18 protein-coding genes are annotated in these 18443 nt (G+C 61.8%); 2 read left to right on the top strand and 16 right to left on the bottom strand.

The features are described 5' to 3' along the window. Window positions 1-78 precede the first annotated feature (78 nt). The 13 genes from BLS27_RS06665 to BLS27_RS06605 form a co-directional block, all read right to left on the bottom strand. Window positions 79-714: a TetR/AcrR family transcriptional regulator gene (locus tag BLS27_RS06665; RefSeq protein ID WP_043215450.1), complete on the bottom strand. Its 636-nt coding sequence runs from the start codon at window positions 712-714 to the stop codon at window positions 79-81. Window positions 715-1106: 392 nt separating this feature from the next. Beyond that, window positions 1107-1892, bottom strand: coding sequence for a TatD family hydrolase (locus tag BLS27_RS06660; RefSeq protein WP_090343791.1), 786 nt, complete (start codon window positions 1890-1892; stop codon window positions 1107-1109). A 33-nt stretch (window positions 1893-1925) separates the two neighbouring features. Beyond that, entirely contained in the window at window positions 1926-2912 is a 987-nt protein-coding gene (locus BLS27_RS06655) for a DNA polymerase III subunit delta' (protein WP_090343789.1), read from the bottom strand. Then, the gene (tmk, locus tag BLS27_RS06650; protein WP_090343787.1) at window positions 2905-3537 is read right to left on the bottom strand and encodes a dTMP kinase; all 633 of its coding nucleotides are present in this window, start codon (window positions 3535-3537) and stop codon (window positions 2905-2907) included. Before tmk ends, BLS27_RS06655 begins: the two co-directional genes overlap by 8 nt. Window positions 3538-3546: 9 nt before the next feature. Beyond that, window positions 3547-4704 (bottom strand): endolytic transglycosylase MltG, encoded by a 1158-nt coding sequence (gene mltG, locus BLS27_RS06645; RefSeq protein ID WP_043214419.1) that lies wholly within the window; start codon window positions 4702-4704, stop codon window positions 3547-3549. 3 nt (window positions 4705-4707) lie between these two features. After that, window positions 4708-5529, bottom strand: a complete 822-nt coding sequence (gene pabC, locus BLS27_RS06640; RefSeq protein WP_090343785.1) for an aminodeoxychorismate lyase — start codon at window positions 5527-5529, stop codon at window positions 4708-4710. Next, complete coding sequence (gene fabF, locus BLS27_RS06635) at window positions 5529-6773, bottom strand: beta-ketoacyl-ACP synthase II (protein ID WP_043214415.1); 1245 nt, start codon at window positions 6771-6773, stop codon at window positions 5529-5531. Before fabF ends, pabC begins: the two co-directional genes overlap by 1 nt. 152 nt (window positions 6774-6925) lie before the next feature. Beyond that, entirely contained in the window at window positions 6926-7162 is a 237-nt protein-coding gene (gene acpP / locus BLS27_RS06630; RefSeq protein WP_043214413.1) for an acyl carrier protein, read from the bottom strand. Between the two features lie 206 nt (window positions 7163-7368). Then, a complete protein-coding gene (gene fabG, locus BLS27_RS06625) occupies window positions 7369-8109 on the bottom strand; it encodes a 3-oxoacyl-ACP reductase FabG (protein ID WP_043214411.1) in 741 nt (246 codons plus the stop codon). A gap of 16 nt (window positions 8110-8125) precedes the next feature. Further along, on the bottom strand, window positions 8126-9064 hold the full coding sequence (gene fabD / locus BLS27_RS06620; protein WP_043214410.1) for an ACP S-malonyltransferase: 939 nt from the start codon (window positions 9062-9064) through the stop codon (window positions 8126-8128). A gap of 124 nt (window positions 9065-9188) precedes the next feature. Then, complete coding sequence (plsX, locus tag BLS27_RS06615; RefSeq protein ID WP_090343783.1) at window positions 9189-10199, bottom strand: phosphate acyltransferase PlsX; 1011 nt, start codon at window positions 10197-10199, stop codon at window positions 9189-9191. A 3-nt stretch (window positions 10200-10202) separates the two neighbouring features. After that, window positions 10203-10385 carry a 50S ribosomal protein L32 gene (gene rpmF, locus BLS27_RS06610; protein WP_008096416.1) on the bottom strand — a complete coding sequence of 61 codons (183 nt, stop codon included), beginning with the start codon at window positions 10383-10385 and terminating at the stop codon, window positions 10203-10205. A gap of 13 nt (window positions 10386-10398) precedes the next feature. After that, window positions 10399-10926: a YceD family protein gene (locus BLS27_RS06605; RefSeq protein ID WP_043214407.1), complete on the bottom strand. Its 528-nt coding sequence runs from the start codon at window positions 10924-10926 to the stop codon at window positions 10399-10401. Between the two features lie 96 nt (window positions 10927-11022). Between BLS27_RS06605 and BLS27_RS06600 the strand changes: the two genes are divergently transcribed. Then, window positions 11023-11601 carry a Maf family protein gene (locus BLS27_RS06600; RefSeq protein WP_070573263.1) on the top strand — a complete coding sequence of 193 codons (579 nt, stop codon included), beginning with the start codon at window positions 11023-11025 and terminating at the stop codon, window positions 11599-11601. Between the two features lie 82 nt (window positions 11602-11683). On the opposite strand, the gene BLS27_RS06595 is transcribed toward BLS27_RS06600, so the two are convergent. The 3 genes from BLS27_RS06595 to rluC are packed head-to-tail and all read right to left on the bottom strand — an operon-like array spanning window position 11684 to window position 14321. Further along, window positions 11684-12676 carry a S49 family peptidase gene (locus tag BLS27_RS06595; protein WP_090343782.1) on the bottom strand — a complete coding sequence of 331 codons (993 nt, stop codon included), beginning with the start codon at window positions 12674-12676 and terminating at the stop codon, window positions 11684-11686. Next, complete coding sequence (locus tag BLS27_RS06590) at window positions 12669-13358, bottom strand: HAD family hydrolase (protein WP_090343780.1); 690 nt, start codon at window positions 13356-13358, stop codon at window positions 12669-12671. The genes BLS27_RS06595 and BLS27_RS06590 overlap by 8 nt, the downstream gene beginning before the upstream one ends. A 6-nt stretch (window positions 13359-13364) precedes the next feature. After that, window positions 13365-14321, bottom strand: a complete 957-nt coding sequence (gene rluC, locus BLS27_RS06585) for a 23S rRNA pseudouridine(955/2504/2580) synthase RluC (RefSeq protein WP_043214399.1) — start codon at window positions 14319-14321, stop codon at window positions 13365-13367. A 907-nt stretch (window positions 14322-15228) separates the two neighbouring features. On the opposite strand from rluC, the gene rne reads away from it, so the two are divergent. Continuing rightward, the gene (rne, locus tag BLS27_RS06575) at window positions 15229-18417 is read left to right on the top strand and encodes a ribonuclease E (RefSeq protein ID WP_090343778.1); all 3189 of its coding nucleotides are present in this window, start codon (window positions 15229-15231) and stop codon (window positions 18415-18417) included. Window positions 18418-18443: the final 26 nt, after the last annotated feature.

The raw sequence follows: 18443 nt of genomic DNA, 5'->3' as shown, positions 1-18443 counted from the left end.
GCCTGCAAAACCTGACTCAAAAATCAGGTTTTTGCAAGCCTCAATGCCGGACGGTGCAGGGAAAGGCCGGTCAGACCTTCAGTTTGCGATTTCCGGGTCGCGTTTGCGCTTGTTGCCCATGCGTACGCCGATGTCCATGAGGAACTGGAAGAAACCTTCCTGATCCTCCAGTACATTGCTCCAGAAGGGTGAGTGGTACAGCGCAACGGCGCCATGCACCAACGCCCAGGCGGCGCAATAGTGGAAGTATGGCGGCACGTCCTCGAGCTTGCCCTCGCTGATGCGCCCCTTGATCAAGAGGGTCAGGCGATCGAAATTGGAGGCACGGATGCGGTGCAGTTCGTCGACCATCTCCGGCACCTGGTTGCCCTTGACCACTTTCTCTTCCAGGCGGTCGAACAGCCGGTAGCGCTGCGGATCGCGCATGCGGAACTCGAAATAGGCGCGCGACAGGGCCTCCTTGTCACGGTCGACGTCGTCCGAATGCAACAGCGCGTTCAGGTCACGCTCATAGTCGAGCATCAGGCGCAGGTATATCTCCGCCTTGGACTTGAAGTGCTTGTAGATCGTGCCTTTGCCGATGCCCACGGCGTCGGCGATCATCTCGACGGTGACGCTGTCTTCCCCTTGTTCGAGAAACAGCTTGAGCGCGGTATCGAGGATCTCTTGTTCGCGGCGGCGAAACTCACGGACCTTACGAGGTTCTTTCTGCATAGGAAGGACTGGATGACAATCGAAGCGGATTATTATGCCTAACTTGCAGGAAATTGCACGGATCATCCAAGCATCTGTGTATCACGATACGTGCAAGGAAGCCCTCAAGCCCTTGGAAAATACGCCCAGCCATACAGGGATGGCCCAATGGTTCCAAGGCGTATTCCAAATCTGTTTAAAAAACGACCAGTTGTCGCTGGCACTGTGCCAAACCTGACCAATACTTGGAGTGTTGGCGCGGCGCATCCCCCCAAGTGGCGCGTCAATAAAGGTGCCCAGGGACCGCGGTACCTTTGTTTTACTCCTAATGGTCTTAACCCGGATTCCCCCCCCAGAACCCGGGTTTTTTTTGCCCGGATCCCCATGCGCGTTGCAGGGTCAGGGCACTCGGATCAACCAGCCACCCGCGCCAGCGGGAACAGTCGCTTGAAGTTGGCTGTGGTCTGCTCGGCCAAATGGGCATAGCTGACACCTCGCAGCGACGCCACGTACTCGGCTACTTCACGCACGTATTGCGGCAGATTCGGCTTGCCCCGGTATGGAATCGGCGCAAGGTATGGCGAGTCGGTCTCGACCAGCAGCCGGTCGGCAGGCACCTGACGGGCGACGTCACGCAGGGCATCGGCATTGCGGAAGGTGACAATGCCCGACAAAGAGATGTAATAACCCAGGTCCAAGGCTTGGCGGGCCATGTCCCAGTCTTCGGTGAAGCAGTGCAGCACACCGGCCTGGGGCAAGTTGGCCTCACGCAGCAACGCCAAGGTGTCGGCCCGTGCCGCGCGAGTATGAACGATCACCGGCTTGCCGGTCTGGCGCGACGCCTCCAGGTGCAGACGGAAGGATGCCTGCTGCAAAGCTGCCGCCTCCGGCTCGTAGTGGTAATCCAAACCCGTTTCGCCAATAGCGACGACGTGGGGGTGGGCCAGCTCACGCAGCAGCCACTCCAGCGCGGGTGTTTCACCGGGTGCAAGGTCCAACGGGTGCACCCCCACCGAGCAATCCACATCGGCGTATTGCTCGCTCAGCGCTTTGACGGCAGCGGCGTTCTCGGCGCTCACCCCGATACACAGAAAATGCCCGACACCCCGCTCCCGGGCGGTCTGCAGCGCCGCATCGAGGGAGCCCTGGTGGGCACTGAGGTCCAGACGATCAAGATGGCAATGGGAATCTACGAGCATGGGATGACGGCACACATGGAGAAAACGAAAGTATCAGCGGGCGCCAGGCAACTGGACCCAGTGGGCCAGCAAGGCTTCCAGCAGCAGGACACGATTGAGGTTGGCCTTGGCCAGTACTTTCTGGCGCTGTTCGAGAATCCACGCCTGGACCTCCAGCACCCTGCCCTGTCGGCTCTTCTGCGCCAGATACTGAACCACCTTGCGCATATCGGCCAAGCCTAGCCCCTCTTCGTCCTGGGTCAATTGATAACGCAGAATCAGGTGCGACCAGTCACAGAACCAGTCGAACAACAAGAGCAAAGGGACGTTGTTCCAGGCCTCGGCGAGCTGACTGGGCGATTGCTGTTGCTTGAGCAGCTTCTTGACCCCTTCGGTGACCAGCGCACGCTGTTCACGCACGCCTTGTGCCTGCAGACTGACAGCCATCAACGGCGAGCCAGCAGCGAGGGCCAGTAGCTCATCGCGCTCCTCAGCGCTGCTCTCGGGCAAGGCACCGGCCAACCAAGCCTGGCTTTGAGCCAGGCTTGGTTGCGGGCATGCGATCTGCTGGCAACGGCTCTTGATAGTCGGCAGCAAGCGGCTCGGCTGATGACTGACCAGTAGCAACACGGTGTCGCCGGAGGGTTCCTCCAGGCTCTTGAGCAAGGCGTTCGATGCATTGACGTTCATTGCCTCGACCGGCTCGATCAGCACCACCTTGCGCCCGCCCTGTTGGGCAGTCTGCACCACGAAGGACACCAGCTCACGCACCTGGTCGATCTTGATCGGCTTGTCGGCCTCTTCGGGCTCTAGCACGAAGTTGTCCGGATGGCTCCCCGCCTTGAGCAGCAGACACGACTTGCACTGGCCACAGGCATCCAGCCCCTGGGGCTGTTGACATAGCAGGCGCGCCATCAGGCGCTCGGCCAAGGCGCGTTTACCGATGCCCTGCGGCCCGTGCAGGAGGTAGGCATGGGCGTGCTGAGCACGTCCAGACAGTTGCTCCCAAAGCCCCTGCTGCCAGGGATAGGCTTCAGCCACGGCACCGCTCCAAAATGCCAGGCAACAGTGCGTCGATGGCACGCTGCACAGCCTCCAGCGGTTGTGCGGCATCCAGCACGCTATAGCGCTGAGGGGCGCCTTGGGCTCGCTGCAGATACGCCTGCCGCACAGCCTCGAAGAAGGCCTGGCCTTCCTGCTCGAAGCGGTCCAGGCGACCACGGGCAGCAGCGCGCGCCAGGCCGACCTCGACCGGCAGGTCGAACACCAGAGTCAGATCCGGACGCAACGAGCCCTGGACAAAGGTTTCCAAGGTAGCGATACGCGCCTGGGGCAGCCCCCGGCCGCCGCCTTGATAGGCATAGGTGGCGTCGGTGAAGCGATCGCAAAGCACCACCGCACCACGCGCCAGAGCAGGACGAATGACCTGATCCAGGTGCTGAGCGCGGGCGGCGAACATCAGCAGCAGTTCGGTATCGACCGCCATGATCTCGTCACTGGGCGCCAGCAACAGTTCGCGGATCCGCTCGGCCAGCGGCGTACCACCGGGTTCGCGGGTCATGACCACGTCCAGCCCTTGCTCGCGCAAACGCTCGGCCAGGTATTCGCGATTGGTACTTTTGCCCGCGCCTTCGGGGCCTTCCAGGGTAATAAACAAGCCGCTCACTGGCAGTCCTTACTGTTGTTCGTCAGGTGCCGGCGCATCGCCCGGCGCAGGGTCGCTGGCAGGTGCATCGCCCTCAGGGATCGGGTTCTGACCCGACTCGGCCGGCGCCTGCTCGCTCGCATCCGGCTGCGTCTGCGGCGCGGGGCTGGAGCGGTAATCGGAGCGGCGCTTGAGCTGGAACTCACGCACCGCGCTATTGTGATCATCCAAGTCATCCGAGAACACATGGCTGCCATCGCCGCGGGCGACGAAATACAAGCTCGTGCCATCGGAGGGGTTCAGCGCGGCATGGATCGCCTCGCGACCGACCATGGCGATCGGTGTCGGCGGCAAGCCCGTCATGGTGTAGGTGTTGTAGGGCGTCGGCTCACGTAGGTCGGCCCGGGTGATCTTGCCGTTATAGCGCTCACCCATGCCGTAGATCACGGTCGGGTCGGTCTGCAGCATCATGCCCAGGCGCAGACGACGCACGAACACACCGGCGATCTGCCCGCGCTCTTGGGGAATACCGGTTTCCTTTTCCACCAGCGATGCCATGATCAGCGCTTGGTATGGGTCACGATAAGGCAAATCAGTGGCCCGCTCGGCCCATTCCTTGGCCAGGACTTCCTCCAGGCGCATGTAGGCTTGCTGCAGCAGCTCGACATCGCTCATGCCCCGCACGAAACGGTAGGTGTCGGGGAAGAAACGACCTTCAGGAAACACGCCGGTATGCCCCAGCTTTTCCATCACCTCGGCGTCGGACAGGCCGTCAAGGGTGTGTTTGACCTTTTCGTGCTTGGCCACTGCGGCGCGCACCTGGCGGAAGGTCCAGCCCTCGACCAGGGTCAGGTTGTACTGCACCACATCGGCCCGGCGCCAGGCCTCGAACAGTTCGGCCACGGTCATGCCCGGAGACAGACGATATTCGCCGGTGTGCAATGGGGTGCCGGCCATGTTGAAACGCCAGTACAGGCGCAGCCAGACGGCATCATCGAGCAGTCCTTCGCTCTGCATGCGATAGAACATACGATTAGGGGTGGTGCCGCTGGGCACGTCGAGCAGTTGCTCCTGCGTCACGTGCAGAGGCTGCTCCAGAACCGAGTTGACCTTCCAGGCCGACCAGCCCACAGCAAGGCCAGCCAGGATCAACCCCATTTCCAGCAGCAGCAGGAATTTGCGTCTCACGAATCAGGTTTCCAGTAACGTACGGGCAACGGCCTGCAGTTTACGGGTGAGCGGGCCTGGCGACCAGTTAAGCTTGAGTGCCGCGAATTCGCGCACCGGCCAGAGGCCATACACACTATTGCACAGGAACACTTCGTCAGCCTGCTCCAACTCCGCCAACGCGAGGTCGCGCACCTGGGTCTGGACACCGAGTGCTGCGGCCTGCTCGAGCAACGCCGCACGCATCACGCCCGCGACACCGCAGCGGCTCAGGTCCGCCGTCAGCAGCACACCGTCGCGCACCAGGAACAGGTTGCTGTACACGCCCTCGATCAGCCGCCCTTGCATGTCGCGCATCAGCCCTTCGGCGTGATCGGTGCCTTGCCATTCACTGCGGGCCAATACCTGCTCCAAGCGGTTCAGGTGTTTGAGCCCGGCCAGCAGCGGTTGTTCCGCCAGGCGGGTCTGGCAGTCGAACAGCCGTATGCCGTGTTCGGCGTTTTCCCGAGGATAGGCAGGCAACGGGCTGCCCTGGAGGATACGACGGGGCGCGGCACCGGCAGCAGGTGCATAGCCACGCAGGCTGTCGCCACGGGTGAGGATCAGCTTGGCCACGCCTTCACCGAGCTGGCTGGCGTAAGCGATGATTTCGCCACGGATCAGTGGCAGGTCAGCCTCGATCGCCAGTCGCTGGCAACCCAATGCCAGGCGATCAAGGTGCTGCGTGAGCAGGCTAGGCCTGCCCGCACGCACGGCGATGGTCTCGAACAGGCCATCGCCATAGGCCAAGCCGCGGTTCTGCAGATTGAGTGCAGTCGCGGCCTGGCCGTCGATCCAACTGTGCATCAGCCGACGAACCGGCGGAACACCAGCGAACCGTTGGTCCCGCCAAAGCCGAAGGAGTTGGACAACACTACATCGATAGGCATGCTGCGGGCTTCGTGAGGCACGAAGTCAAGGTCGCAGCCGTCGTCCGGCTCGTCCAGATTGATGGTCGGCGGCGCCATCTGGCTGTTGATCGCCAGTACGCTGAAGATCGCTTCCACCGCACCGGCGGCGCCCAGCAGGTGGCCGGTCATCGACTTGGTCGAGCTCACGGCCAGCTTGTAGGCGTGCTCGCCGAACACCCGCTTGATCGCGGCCACTTCGGCGATGTCGCCCGCCGGGGTCGAGGTACCATGGGCGTTGATGTAGCTGACCTCTTCCGGCTGAATGCCAGCGTCACGCAGGGCATTGGTCATGCAGCGCGCAGCGCCATCACCAGTGTCGGGCGGCGAAGTCATGTGGTAGGCATCCCCGCTCATGCCAAAGCCAACCAGCTCGGCGTAGATCGTCGCGCCTCGGGCCTTGGCATGCTCGAGTTCTTCGAGAACCAGGGCACCAGCACCATCGGAAAGCACGAAGCCATCACGGCCTTTGTCCCATGGACGGCTGGCGCGGGTCGGCTCATCATTGCGCGTCGACAGTGCACGGGAGGCGCCAAAGCCCCCCATGCCCAGACCACAGGCTGCCATTTCGGCACCGCCGGCGATCATCACGTCGGCTTCACCGTAGGCGATGTTGCGCGCGGCCATGCCGATGCAGTGGGTGCCGGTGGTGCATGCAGTGGCGATAGCGTAGTTCGGTCCCTGCAGACCCAGGTGGATCGACAGGAAGCCCGAGATCATATTGATGATCGAACCCGGCACGAAGAACGGCGAAATCCGCCGCGGCCCTTGATCATGCAAGGTGCGACTGGTTTCTTCGATGTTGGTCAGGCCGCCGATGCCCGAGCCCATGGCCACGCCGATACGCTCGCGGTTGGCGTCGGTGACTTCCAGGCCGGCATTGCGTACCGCCTGGAAACCGGCCGCCAGGCCGTACTGGATGAACAGGTCGAGCTTGCGAGCTTCCTTGGCCGACAGGTACTGCTCAACCTCAAAGCCCTTCACCGAGCCGCCAAAACGGGTGGTATAGGCAGACAGGTCCGTGTGTTCGATCGGCCCAATGCCACTGCGGCCAGCCAGAATGCCCTGCCAAGTGCTCGGTACATCGGTACCCAGTGGCGACAGCATACCCATACCGGTGACCACGACGCGTCTACGCGACACAGTACTCTCCTCTTCTAATAACAGAGTCTCTTGCCATTGCATTCAGGCAATGGAATGAAATGGCAACAGGCTCTCGACACTCGCAAAGAAAAAACCGCACGCCGGCAAAGGCAGTGCGGTTTTTCCCGACAAGAAGCGTCGACTACTGCGTCTTAGGCCTGGTGGCTTTTGACGTAGTCGATAGCAGCTTGAACGGTAGTGATCTTCTCGGCTTCTTCGTCAGGGATTTCGGTCTCGAATTCCTCTTCCAGAGCCATCACCAGCTCAACGGTGTCAAGCGAATCGGCACCCAGGTCATCGACGAAGGACTTCTCAGCAGTCACTTCCTCTTCCTTGACGCCCAGTTGCTCGGCGACGATTTTCTTGACGCGTTCTTCGATGGTGCTCATACCTAGTTTTCACTCCTAATGGACATATGTCAGGCAGCTGGCCGGTGACCAAGTTTATAGAAAGACGCCTGCTTTTCAAGCGGAACGCGCCGATCTCGAAGACACCTGACCCTCTGCCTGGAATCTGGTTGCAGCTTTATAACGGATTTTAGGCTCCGTGTATGACACTTTTTTGAAGCAATCCGTCACATTGGTGCTGCAGGTTTTTACATGTACATCCCGCCGTTGACCGGCACGGTGGCGCCCGTCACGTAGGCCGCGCCATCGGATGCCAGGAAGGAAACCACCTTGGCGATCTCGTCGGCGTGACCCAGACGACCCAGCGGAATCTGCGACTGCAGAGCTTCGCGCTGTGCTTCTGGAAGCTCACGGGTCATATCGGTATCGATGAAGCCCGGAGTCACCGAGTTGACGGTGATGTTGCGCGAGCCCACTTCACGCGCCAAGGCACGACTGAAGCCTTCCAAACCGGCCTTGGCGGCAGCATAGTTGACCTGACCGACGTTACCCATGGCACCGACGACCGAGCCGATGCTGATGATACGACCCCAGCGTGCCTTGGTCATGCCGCGCAGCACGCCCTTGGACAGACGGTAGAGGCTGTTGAGGTTGGTGTCGACCACGTCGAACCACTCATCATCCTTCATGCGCAGCATCAGGTTATCGCGGGTGATACCCGCGTTGTTGACCAAGATGGCCGGTGCGCCGAACTGCTCACCGATGGCCGCGAGCACGGCACTGACCGACTCGTCGCTGGTCACATTCAGCTCCATGCCGGTGCCATTGATGCCGTGTTCCTTCAGGGTCGCGGCGATACGTTCGGCACCCGAGGCCGAGGTAGCGGTGCCGATCACGGTCGCGCCCTGGCGGCCCAGTTCCAGGGCGATAGCCTGGCCGATACCGCGGCTGGCGCCGGTGACCAGGGCAACTTTACCTTGCAGGCTCATGCAAGCTTCTCCAGTTTCAGGCCAGCGCCGCACGGGCGGCGGCGACGGCGTCAGGGGTATTGAGGTTGTAGGTGGTCACGCCATCGGCGCACCGCTTGTTCAGACCAGCCAGGACTTTACCAGGGCCACACTCGACCAGGTTGACCGCACCATTGGCGGCCAGGGTCTGCACGCACTCGACCCAACGCACAGGCTGGTACAGCTGGGCCAGCAAGTCCTGCTTGAGGGCAGTCAGGTCGGCGGCGATCGCGGCGGTGACATTCTGCACGACCGGAATCTGCGGGGCCTTCCACTCGATGGCGTTGACCGCCTCGGCGAAGCGCTCGGCGGCAGGCTTCATCAATGCACAGTGCGATGGCACGCTGACCGCCAGCGGCAGCGCACGCTTGGCACCCTTGGCCTTGCACAGTTCCATGGCGCGATCCACCGCGGCCTTGTTGCCGGCGATGACCACCTGGCCTGGCGAGTTGAAGTTGACCGCGCTGACCACTTCATCTTCAGCCGCTTCTGCACAGATCGCCACAACATCGGCATCATCCAGGCCCAAGATTGCCGCCATGGCACCGTGACCTGCAGGAACGGCCTCTTGCATGAGCTGGCCACGACGCTCGACCAGGCGAACGGCATCTTTCAGGCTCAGGCTGCCAGCAGCGACCAACGCGCTGTACTCGCCCAGGCTATGGCCGGAAACGAAGGCTGGTTGCGCACCACCCTCTTCCAGCCACAGGCGCCACAGGGCAATGGATGCAGTGAGGATCGCCGGCTGGGTTTTGTCGGTTTGGTTGAGTTGTTCCTCCGGACCTTGCTGGACCAGCTGCCACAGGTCATAGCCCAGAGCCTCGGAAGCCTCCTTGAAGGTCTCGACGATTACCGGTTTCTCTGCGCCGAGTTCGGCGAGCATGCCCAGCGACTGGGAACCTTGACCGGGAAAGACGAATGCGAGGGATGCAGACATTGAACAAGCCCTTATGATCTTGTCGTCGGATAGGGTGCGTCGAGCCCAGGGCTGGACGCGGAAACTGAAAACTTGGATGGGAAAAGAGACCAAGCGGTCACATTTAACCATTTCACGGCGGGAATTAAAGCAAGAGATCTTCCAGGCGACCATGCAGGCGTTGCGGCAGGTTCTCCTGGATTTCGATCAGCGCACGCTGGATGGCGCTCTGGAAGCCCTGCACTCCGGCAGAACCATGGCTCTTGATGACGATACCTTGTAGACCGAGGAAGCTCGCGCCATTGTGCCGCGCCGGGGCCAGGTCGGCCTGCAGTCGCTTGAGCAGGGGCATGGCCATGGCACCAGCAGCCCGGGCCAACACACTCCCCTTGAATAGCGCCTCGATGCGCGCACCGATCATGGTGGCCAGACCTTCGCTGGACTTGAGCAGGATATTGCCGACGAAACCGTCGCACACCACCACATCGGCCTCACCACGGTAGAGGCCATCGCCCTCGACGAAACCAATGTAGTTGAGCCCGCGAGCATTCTGCAAAAGGCTCGCTGCAAGCTTGACCTGCTGATTACCTTTGATGTCCTCGGTGCCAACATTGAGCAGCGCTACCCGCGGACGATGGATTCCCAGCGCCTGGGCGGCCACTGATCCCATCACGGCGAACTGATAGAGGTTCTCGGCGCTGCAATCGACATTGGCGCCAAGATCCAACAGCTGGCAATACCCTGCCTGCGTGGGGATCGCCGCCACCATAGCCGGCCGGTCGATGCCCGGCAGCGTCTTGAGCACGAAGCGCGACAGCGCCATGAGCGCACCGGTATTTCCGGCGCTCACGCAGGCCTGCGCCTTGCCATCACGCACCAGTTCCAGGGCGACGCGCATCGACGAGTCAGGTTTACCCCGCAATGCCTGTGATGGCCGCTCGTCCATACCCACCACTTCGCTTGCCGCTACGATTTGCAGGCGCGCGCGATCCGCAGCCGGCAGACTGCTGACAAGATCTTCGAGGAGGGAGGGTTGACCGACGAGGGTCAGGTGTAACGAGGGGGTAGCCGAGAGGCAAGCAATACTTGCCTGAACAATGCTGCGGGGACCGAAGTCCCCGCCCATTGCGTCGATCGCGATGATCTGAGCGGACAAGGATTACTCGTCAGCGCCCTTGTCGATCACTTTGCGACCACGGTATACGCCTTCTGGCGAAACGTGGTGGCGCAGGTGTACTTCACCGGTGCTCTTCTCTACGGACAGCGCGTTTTCCGACAGGGCGTCGTGGGAACGGCGCATGTCACGGGCAGAGCGGGATTTTTTGTTCTGCTGAACAGCCATAATTGATTAACTCCTAAACGTTTGGGTCACGCTTTAACTGCGCCAAAACACTGAACGGGTTGGACCGCGATACCTCGTCCTTGCTCGATTCGGGCTCATCTGCGCCCGCCGGCTGCTGGCATTCTTCCGGATGATGAGCAGGCACGATAGGCAAGGCGAGCAAGAGCTCTTCCTCGATCAACGCCTGCAGATCCAAAGGATCTTCGCCCAGTTCCAGCACGTCATAGCCTTTCGGCAACGACTGGGTATTCGCACCCTCCTTCACCACAGCGTACGTACATTCACTGTGAATCGGCAGGGTGACCAGCTCAAGACAACGCTGGCAAACCATCTTGACTTCGACATCGAGTTCGCTGTGAAACACCACAGCGCCTTGCTCGTCTCGCTCAAAATCGAACTTCGCCTGCACCGTACCGACATCGTCGGACAGCGGGTCGCAGAGTCTTTCCAAATCAGCGAGTTGCAGCGAACCTTGGATGGTTACGCCACGATCGGCCAATTTGCGCGGGTCAACGTGAGGTGGAATCGGGTCATTCAACATAGGCGCAGCATTCTAGGGATGCCCCCCGCCCCTGTCAAAGGAAATTCGGCGGCATCTCACATGTTAGAATTTGGTTCATCTGCCCAGGAGTCTACCATGCTTCCCCTGTTACTGGCTTCCAGCTCCCCCTACCGGCGCGAACTGCTTGAGCGCCTGCACCTGCCCTTCAGCTGGGCAAGCCCCGATATAGACGAGCGGCGCCTGGATGACGAGCCGGCCACCACTTTGGTTCGTCGCCTGGCCCGCCAGAAAGCCGAGGCGCTTGCGGCCAGCCACCCCGACCATCTGATCATCGGCTCCGACCAGGTAGCGGTGCTCGGCGAGCAGATCCTGGGCAAGCCACATACCTTCGAACGCGCCTGCGAACAACTGCTGGCCGCCAGCGGCCAGCAGGTCACCTTTCTCACCGGCCTGGCGCTACTCAACAGCACCACAGGCCAATGCCAGGTGGATTGCGTGCCCTTTACCGTAAATTTGCGCGAACTCGATCGCGAAAGCGTGGAGCGCTATGTGGCAGCGGAACAGCCTCTGGATTGCGCAGGCAGCTTCAAGGCCGAAGGCCTGGGGGTAAGCTTGTTCCAGAGCACCCACGGCTGCGATGCAACCAGCCTGATCGGGCTACCGCTGATCCGACTGGTCGACATGCTTTTGAAAGAAGGTGTGCAGATTCCCTGAAGGTCTGAACGAAGTAACCCAGCCCCTAGGGGCATCGCCTCACATGCGCGAGCGATGCCCAATGACTGGAGCGGGCTTGATGTCAGCGCAGCGATGGCCCTTGGAAACCCATCCACATAGCCAGGCGCTCAGCCACGCTGGCACCCAAGCGCTTGGAGAAGCGATCGAACGGCGACTCCTGGACAGTGAAGTCCACCAACTCCTTCTCGCCCACGATCTCACGCGCCACGTAGCTGGCACTGCCCAACCCATCCACCAGCCCCAGTTCCTTGGCCTGCTCGCCCGACCAGACCAGGCCACTGAACAGCTCTGGATGCTCCTTGTCCTTCAGGCGATCGCCGCGCCCCTGCTTGACCATGGCGATGAACTGACGATGCGTGGTATCGAGCACGCCCTGCCAGAACGCGGTCTCTTCTGGCTTTTGCGGCGAGAACGGATCCAGGAACGCCTTGTGCTCGCCTGCGGTGTAGGTCCGCCGCTCCACACCCAGTTTTTCCATGGTGCCGACAAAGCCATAACCTGCAGCGGTCACACCGATGGAGCCCACCAGACTCGCCTTGTCGGCATAAATTTCATCAGCCGCACTGGCAATGTAATAAGCCCCCGACGCGCCCAGATCGGCAATCACCGCATAAAGCTTGATCGCAGGGTATTCAGCACGCAGTCGGCGGATTTCGTCGTAAACGTAACCCGACTGCACAGGACTGCCGCCAGGACTATTGATGCGCATGATCACAGCCTTGGTCTTGGCATCCTTGAAGGCGTCTCGCAGACTCTTGATGATATTGTCGGCACTGGCTGGCTCCTCGTCGGCAATCATGCCACGCACCTCTACCAGCGCTGTATGGTTGGCACTGCGCGACGCAGCCTTGTCCACATCCATCATGGGCGTGAACAGCACCAACAGCCCGAACAGGTAAACGAAGGTCAGCAGCTTGAAGAAAATGCCCCAGCGCCGCGCCCGACGCTGCTCTTGGACACCTGCAAGCAGGGTTTTTTCCAGCAACTTCCAGCTCTTGCGCTCCTCACGTCCTTCCGACTCTTCGGGCTCGGGCGCCCGCCACTCATCAGCCATGCTTACCTACCTTGGAATTGACCGTGCGCGAACAAGCGAGCCACTCGCGCAACTGTGAAAAATGATCGATGCACACCTGTGGACCGAATTCGCTCAAGGCCTGCAACGACATAGCACCATATCCCACCGCAACCGAATGCATCCCGGCGTTGCTGGCCATTTGCAAGTCGAATGCAGAGTCTCCGACCATCAGCGCCTGATGGGGTTCGACCTGGCAGTGAGCCAGGATCTGCTCGAGCATCAGCGGATGTGGCTTGCCGCGCGTCTCGTCGGCGGCACGGGCAATGTCGAAGTAACGTTCCCAGCCATTGGCCTTGAGCACCCGATCCAGACCACGACGCGCCTTGCCGGTGGCTACCGCCAGACGGTAGCCGTCGGCACGAAAAGCCTCCAACGACTCGACCACGCCATCGAACAACGGCGAAGGCTGTTGATCCAGGGCCATGTAGATATCGGCGTAGTGCTGCCGGAAAACCTCGACCTGAACGGCATCCAGGTGAGGATATAGCGTGGAGATCGCCTCCCCCAGCGCCAGACCGATGATGCCCTTGATCGCAGCATCGCTGCTGGAGGCTTCGCCGGCACGCTCAGCCGCGGCATTCATGGCCTCGACGATACGCCCAATGGAATCGGCCAGGGTGCCGTCCCAATCGAAGATCAACAACTCATAGGGTTTATTCATGAACGATCAAGTCGCACTCAAGCGCTCCACAGTCTTGGACCAGACCTCATCCACCGGAGCCTCGAGCTTGAGCTCACCGCCATCGGGCAGCGGCACGGTCAGGGCATAGGCATGCAGGAACAGACGCTTGCCACCCAGATCGCGAATCTCCTTGGAGAAGTCTTCGTCACCATACTTGCTGTCCCCGGCGATGCTATGCCCGGCATGCAAGGTATGGACACGAATCTGGTGGGTACGCCCCGTCACCGGACGCGCCTCGACCATGGTCGCGAAGTCGCCGAAGCGACGCAGGACGCGGAACAGCGTCAGCGCTTCCTTGCCCTCCTCATCGACTTCGACCATGCGCTCGCCGGAGCGCAGGTTGCTCTTTTGCAGCGGCGCGCTGACCTGCTTCTTGGACGTTGGCCAGTGGCCACGCACCAACGCCATGTACCGCTTGTCGACACCGTCGCCACGCAACGCGGCATGCAGATGGCGCAGCATGCTGCGCTTCTTGGCGATCATGAGCAGCCCGGAGGTGTCACGATCGAGGCGATGCACCAGCTCCAGCTCCTTGGCATCCGGACGCAGCTGACGCAGCGCCTCGATCACGCCGAAGCTCAGACCACTGCCGCCATGCACGGCAATGCCGGCTGGCTTGTTGAGCACGATCAGCGCCTTGTCTTCATAGACAATAGCCGCCTCCAGACGCTGCAAAAGGCCTTGGGCCACCGGCGCCGGCTCGTCGCGCTCAGGCAGACGGACAGGCGGCACTCGTACGATGTCGCCAGCCTGCAGTTTGTACTCAGGCTTGATCCGCCCTTTGTTGACCCGCACCTCGCCTTTACGCAGGATGCGGTAAACCAAGGTCTTGGGCACGCCTTTGAGGGCCGTGATGAGGAAATTGTCGATGCGTTGGCCGGCAAGCTCCGGCGCGACTTCGATCAGCTGAACGCCGGAAGTCGGAGGGGTATTGGTCGTCATGGAGGAATCATAACAATTTTTTATGGAATTGAAGCACTTAATCATTGCTGCTATAGTCGCGAACGCCGCCAAAAGCGGCAGGCCAGCGGCAGCAGGCTCCAGGCCCGCCCCTGACCATCGCAATTCTCGAGGACGCGAGGCCGTCCGACGGGGTTTTCGCCAGTTTACCGAAATGCCTGGAATCGCCACCAGCGCCGTGTAGAGAAGACCGAAAAAAAACGACAAGTGCGGTGTTTCACCTGCTTACCCGCTTCTTTTCGCCGTACCTCTGCCCGCCCCTTGGCGCTTGCACGCATCGCCCGGCGAATGCTTCGGAAATACCTGCCTTGGACATAAATGGCGCCAGTTCCCGAATCGGAACTGACGAAAAATGCAACCCGTTGCGGATTCAGCGCGCGGCAGCACCCGAACTATCAGGGATACGTGCAGGGTGGAGATGCACAGACCTCGGACCGTGTAGCACGGCATCCGGCCACCAGCCCCAGGCTGGCTTGGCAAGCGGACCCGGGCTTCGCAGACACCCCCGAAAGTGTCCACGGCCCACGGCTGATTCCTCCTCCTGACTGAGTGCAAGTGGCCTGTACGGTTGTTCGAGGATTCACCTTCGAGTGCCAGGGTTTGCCAGGCAAGGCGCCACGCCCCGTCGTAGCCAAGCTACGCCGAGCAATGGCAATGCAGCGAGGCAAGCCCAGGCACCGAGATGAAGTACTCGGTTCGACCACACCGGCCGCCAGGCACCGCAAAACAGGACGCGTCGTCGCGACCACGGCAGGCTGGGCAACCGGCTGGTGCCGAATGTCGTTGGACACGGGGGTGGCCCGCCACCCTTTGCGCACCTTGGCACCGACCATGAGAAGTCGTGTGTGCCGAACGCCGTTTCCGGCAGCCCGGAAACCGACGGTACAACATGAAAAGAATGCTGATTAACGCAACTCAACCCGAAGAGTTGCGTGTAGCCCTGGTGGATGGCCAACGTCTCTACGACCTGGATATCGAATCCGGGGCGCGCGAGCAGAAGAAGGCCAACATCTACAAAGGCCGGATCACCCGGATCGAACCCAGCCTCGAAGCCGCTTTCGTCGATTTCGGCTCCGAACGTCACGGCTTCCTGCCGCTCAAGGAAATCTCCCGCGAATACTTCAAGAAGGCGCCAGAAGGCCGCGTCAACATTAAAGAAGTGTTGAGCGAAGGCCAGGAAGTCATCGTCCAGGTCGAGAAGGAAGAGCGCGGCAACAAAGGCGCCGCCCTCACCACTTTCATCAGCTTGGCCGGTCGCTACCTGGTGCTGATGCCCAACAACCCACGTGCCGGCGGCATCTCCCGTCGCATCGAAGGCGAAGAGCGCAATGAGCTGCGCGAAGCCCTCAACGGCCTGACCGTCCCAGGCGACATGGGCCTGATCGTGCGCACTGCCGGCCTTGGCCGCAGCAGCGAAGAAATGCAGTGGGACCTCGACTACCTCCTGCAACTGTGGACCGCCATCAAGGAGGCCTCCCAAGATCGCGCCGCACCTTTCCTGATCTACCAGGAAAGCAATGTCATCATCCGCGCCATCCGCGACTACCTGCGCCAGGACATCGGCGAAGTGCTGATCGACAGCATTGACGCCCAGGAAGAAGCCCTGACCTTCATCCGCCAAGTCATGCCGCAGTACGCCAGCAAGGTCAAGCTGTACGAAGACAGCGTCCCGCTGTTCAATCGCTTCCAGATCGAAAGCCAGATCGAGACCGCCTTCCAGCGTGTGGTCGACCTGCCCTCCGGTGGCTCCATCGTCATCGACCCGACCGAGGCCCTGGTCTCCATCGACATCAACTCGGCGCGCGCCACCAAAGGCAGCGACATCGAAGAAACCGCCCTGCAGACCAACCTGGAAGCGGCCGAGGAAATCGCCCGCCAACTGCGTCTGCGTGACATCGGCGGCCTGATCGTCATCGACTTCATCGACATGACCCCGGCCAAGAACCAGCGCGCCGTTGAAGAGCGCGTGCGTGAATGCCTCGAGGCCGACCGCGCCCGCGTCCAGGTTGGCCGCATCTCGCGCTTCGGCCTGCTGGAAATGTCCCGTCAGCGCCTGCGTCCTTCCCTGGGCGAGAGCAGCGGCATCGTCTGCCCACGCTGCTCCGGCACCGGCATCATCCGTGACGTCGAGTCGCTGTCCCTGGCCATCCTGCGCCTGATCGAGGAAGAAGCCCTGAAAGATCGTACCGCCGAGGTACGCGCCCAGGTACCGATCCCGGTTGCAGCTTTCCTGCTCAACGAAAAACGCAACTCGATCACCAAGATCGAACTGCGCACCCGCGCCCGCATCATCATCCTGCCGAACGATCACCTGGAAACGCCGCACTTCGAAGTCCAGCGCCTGCGCGACGACAATCCGGACGTGCTGAACAACCAGTCCAGCTACGAGATCGCCGCCGCCGAAACCGAAGAAGCGCCGCAGCCGACTGCCACCCGCACCCTGGTTCGCCAGGAAGCCGCGGTCAAGACCGCCCCGGCCCGCGCCAACGCGCCGGCACCCAGCACACCCGAGCCGGCACCGGCCGCACCAGTCGCACCGGCACCAAGCGCTCCGGAGCCAAGCCTGTTCAAAGGCTTGGTCAAATCGCTGGTAAGCCTGTTCGCCGGTAAGGACGAACCTGTAGCCGCACCGGTCGCCAACACCGAGAAACCGGCTGCCGAGCGCCCACAGCGCAACGAAGAGCGCCGCAACGGTCGTCAGCAGAGCCGCAATCGCAACGGCCGTCGCGACGAAGACCGCAAACCACGCGAAGAACGCAGCGAGCGCGCCCCGCGCGAAGAGCGTCAGCCACGTGAAGAGCGTGCCCCGCGTGAAGAACGCGCCCCCCGTGAGGAGCGTGCTCCACGCGAAGAGCGCCAAGCACGTCAGCCGCGCGAAGACCGCCGCGGCAACCGTGAAGAGCGCGTGCGCGAACTGCGTGAACCTCTGGATGCCGCCCCTACCGCCCGTGAAGAGCGCCAGCCACGTGAAGAACGTGCCCCGCGCGAAGAACGTGTAGCCCGCGAGGAACGTGCGCCACGTGAAGAGCGCCAACCGCGCGAAGAACGTCAGCCTCGTGAAGAACGTCAGCCACGTGAAGAGCGTGCACCTCGTGAAGAGCGTGCACCGCGCGAAGAACGCGCACCACGCGAAGAGCGCGCCGAACGCGAAGAGCGTCAACCACGCGCACCTCGTGAAGAGCGTCAGCCTCGCGCAGGTACCGAGGTCGCCGAGGCCGCCGAGGAACAACTGCCAAACGAAGAGCTGCTGCAGGAAGAGCAACAGGACGGCGCCGATGGCGAACGCCCACGTCGTCGCTCCCGCGGCCAGCGTCGTCGCAGCAACCGTCGCGAGCGCCAACGCAATGCCAATGGCGAGCTGATCGAAGGTGGTGAAGACGAAGCCACCGGCGAAGAGCAACCAGCACAGCAACATCAGGCTACCGAGCTGGGTGCAGAGCTGGCCGCTGGCCTTGCCGTCACCGCTGCCGTTGCCTCCAGCAACATCAGTGCCGAAGCCGAAGCCCAGGCCAACCAGCAGGCCGAACAGGCTACCAACGTGGTTGCCCAAGCCCAGGAAGCTGCCCAGCCTGCCGAGCAGGTCGTCGAGCAGATCGACCAGGCTCAAGAGCTCGCCATCGCACCCGTGGTCGAACAACCGCTCAGCGAGCCGGTCGCGGTGACCGAGCCAAGCGCCGAGCCCGTGGTCGAAGTGGTCCCACAACCGGTCGTCGAAGCGCCAACTACCGAAGCGGTTACAGAAGCTGCTGTCGTGGAATCCGGCGAAGCTGAGCAAGCCCCTGCCTTTGAGCAGCAAGCCGCACCAGCACCGGTTGCCGAGCAGCCTGCCGAGGCTGCCGAGGCCAAGCCGGAAGTGGCCGAGCCCGCTCCGGTAGCTGTCCAGGCCAGCGTACAAGAGCAAGCCCCGGCTCCGGCCGAGCCTGCCACTGTGATGCTGCCAAACGGCCGCGCACCGAACGACCCACGTGAAGTGCGTCGCCGCAAGCGCGAAGCCGAAGCCGCTGCCAAGGCTGCCGCCGAGGCACAGGCTGCCGAAGCGCTGGCGACCACCGATGAGCAGAAACCTAATCACGGTTGATGCCATCGGTTGAATGAAAAAGCCCC

It is taken from the genome of Pseudomonas guariconensis (assembly GCF_900102675.1).
Classification (GTDB): domain Bacteria; phylum Pseudomonadota; class Gammaproteobacteria; order Pseudomonadales; family Pseudomonadaceae; genus Aquipseudomonas; species Aquipseudomonas guariconensis.
The sequence above is the reverse complement of the archived record's forward strand: the minus strand, read 5'-3'. Positions and strand labels throughout refer to the sequence as shown.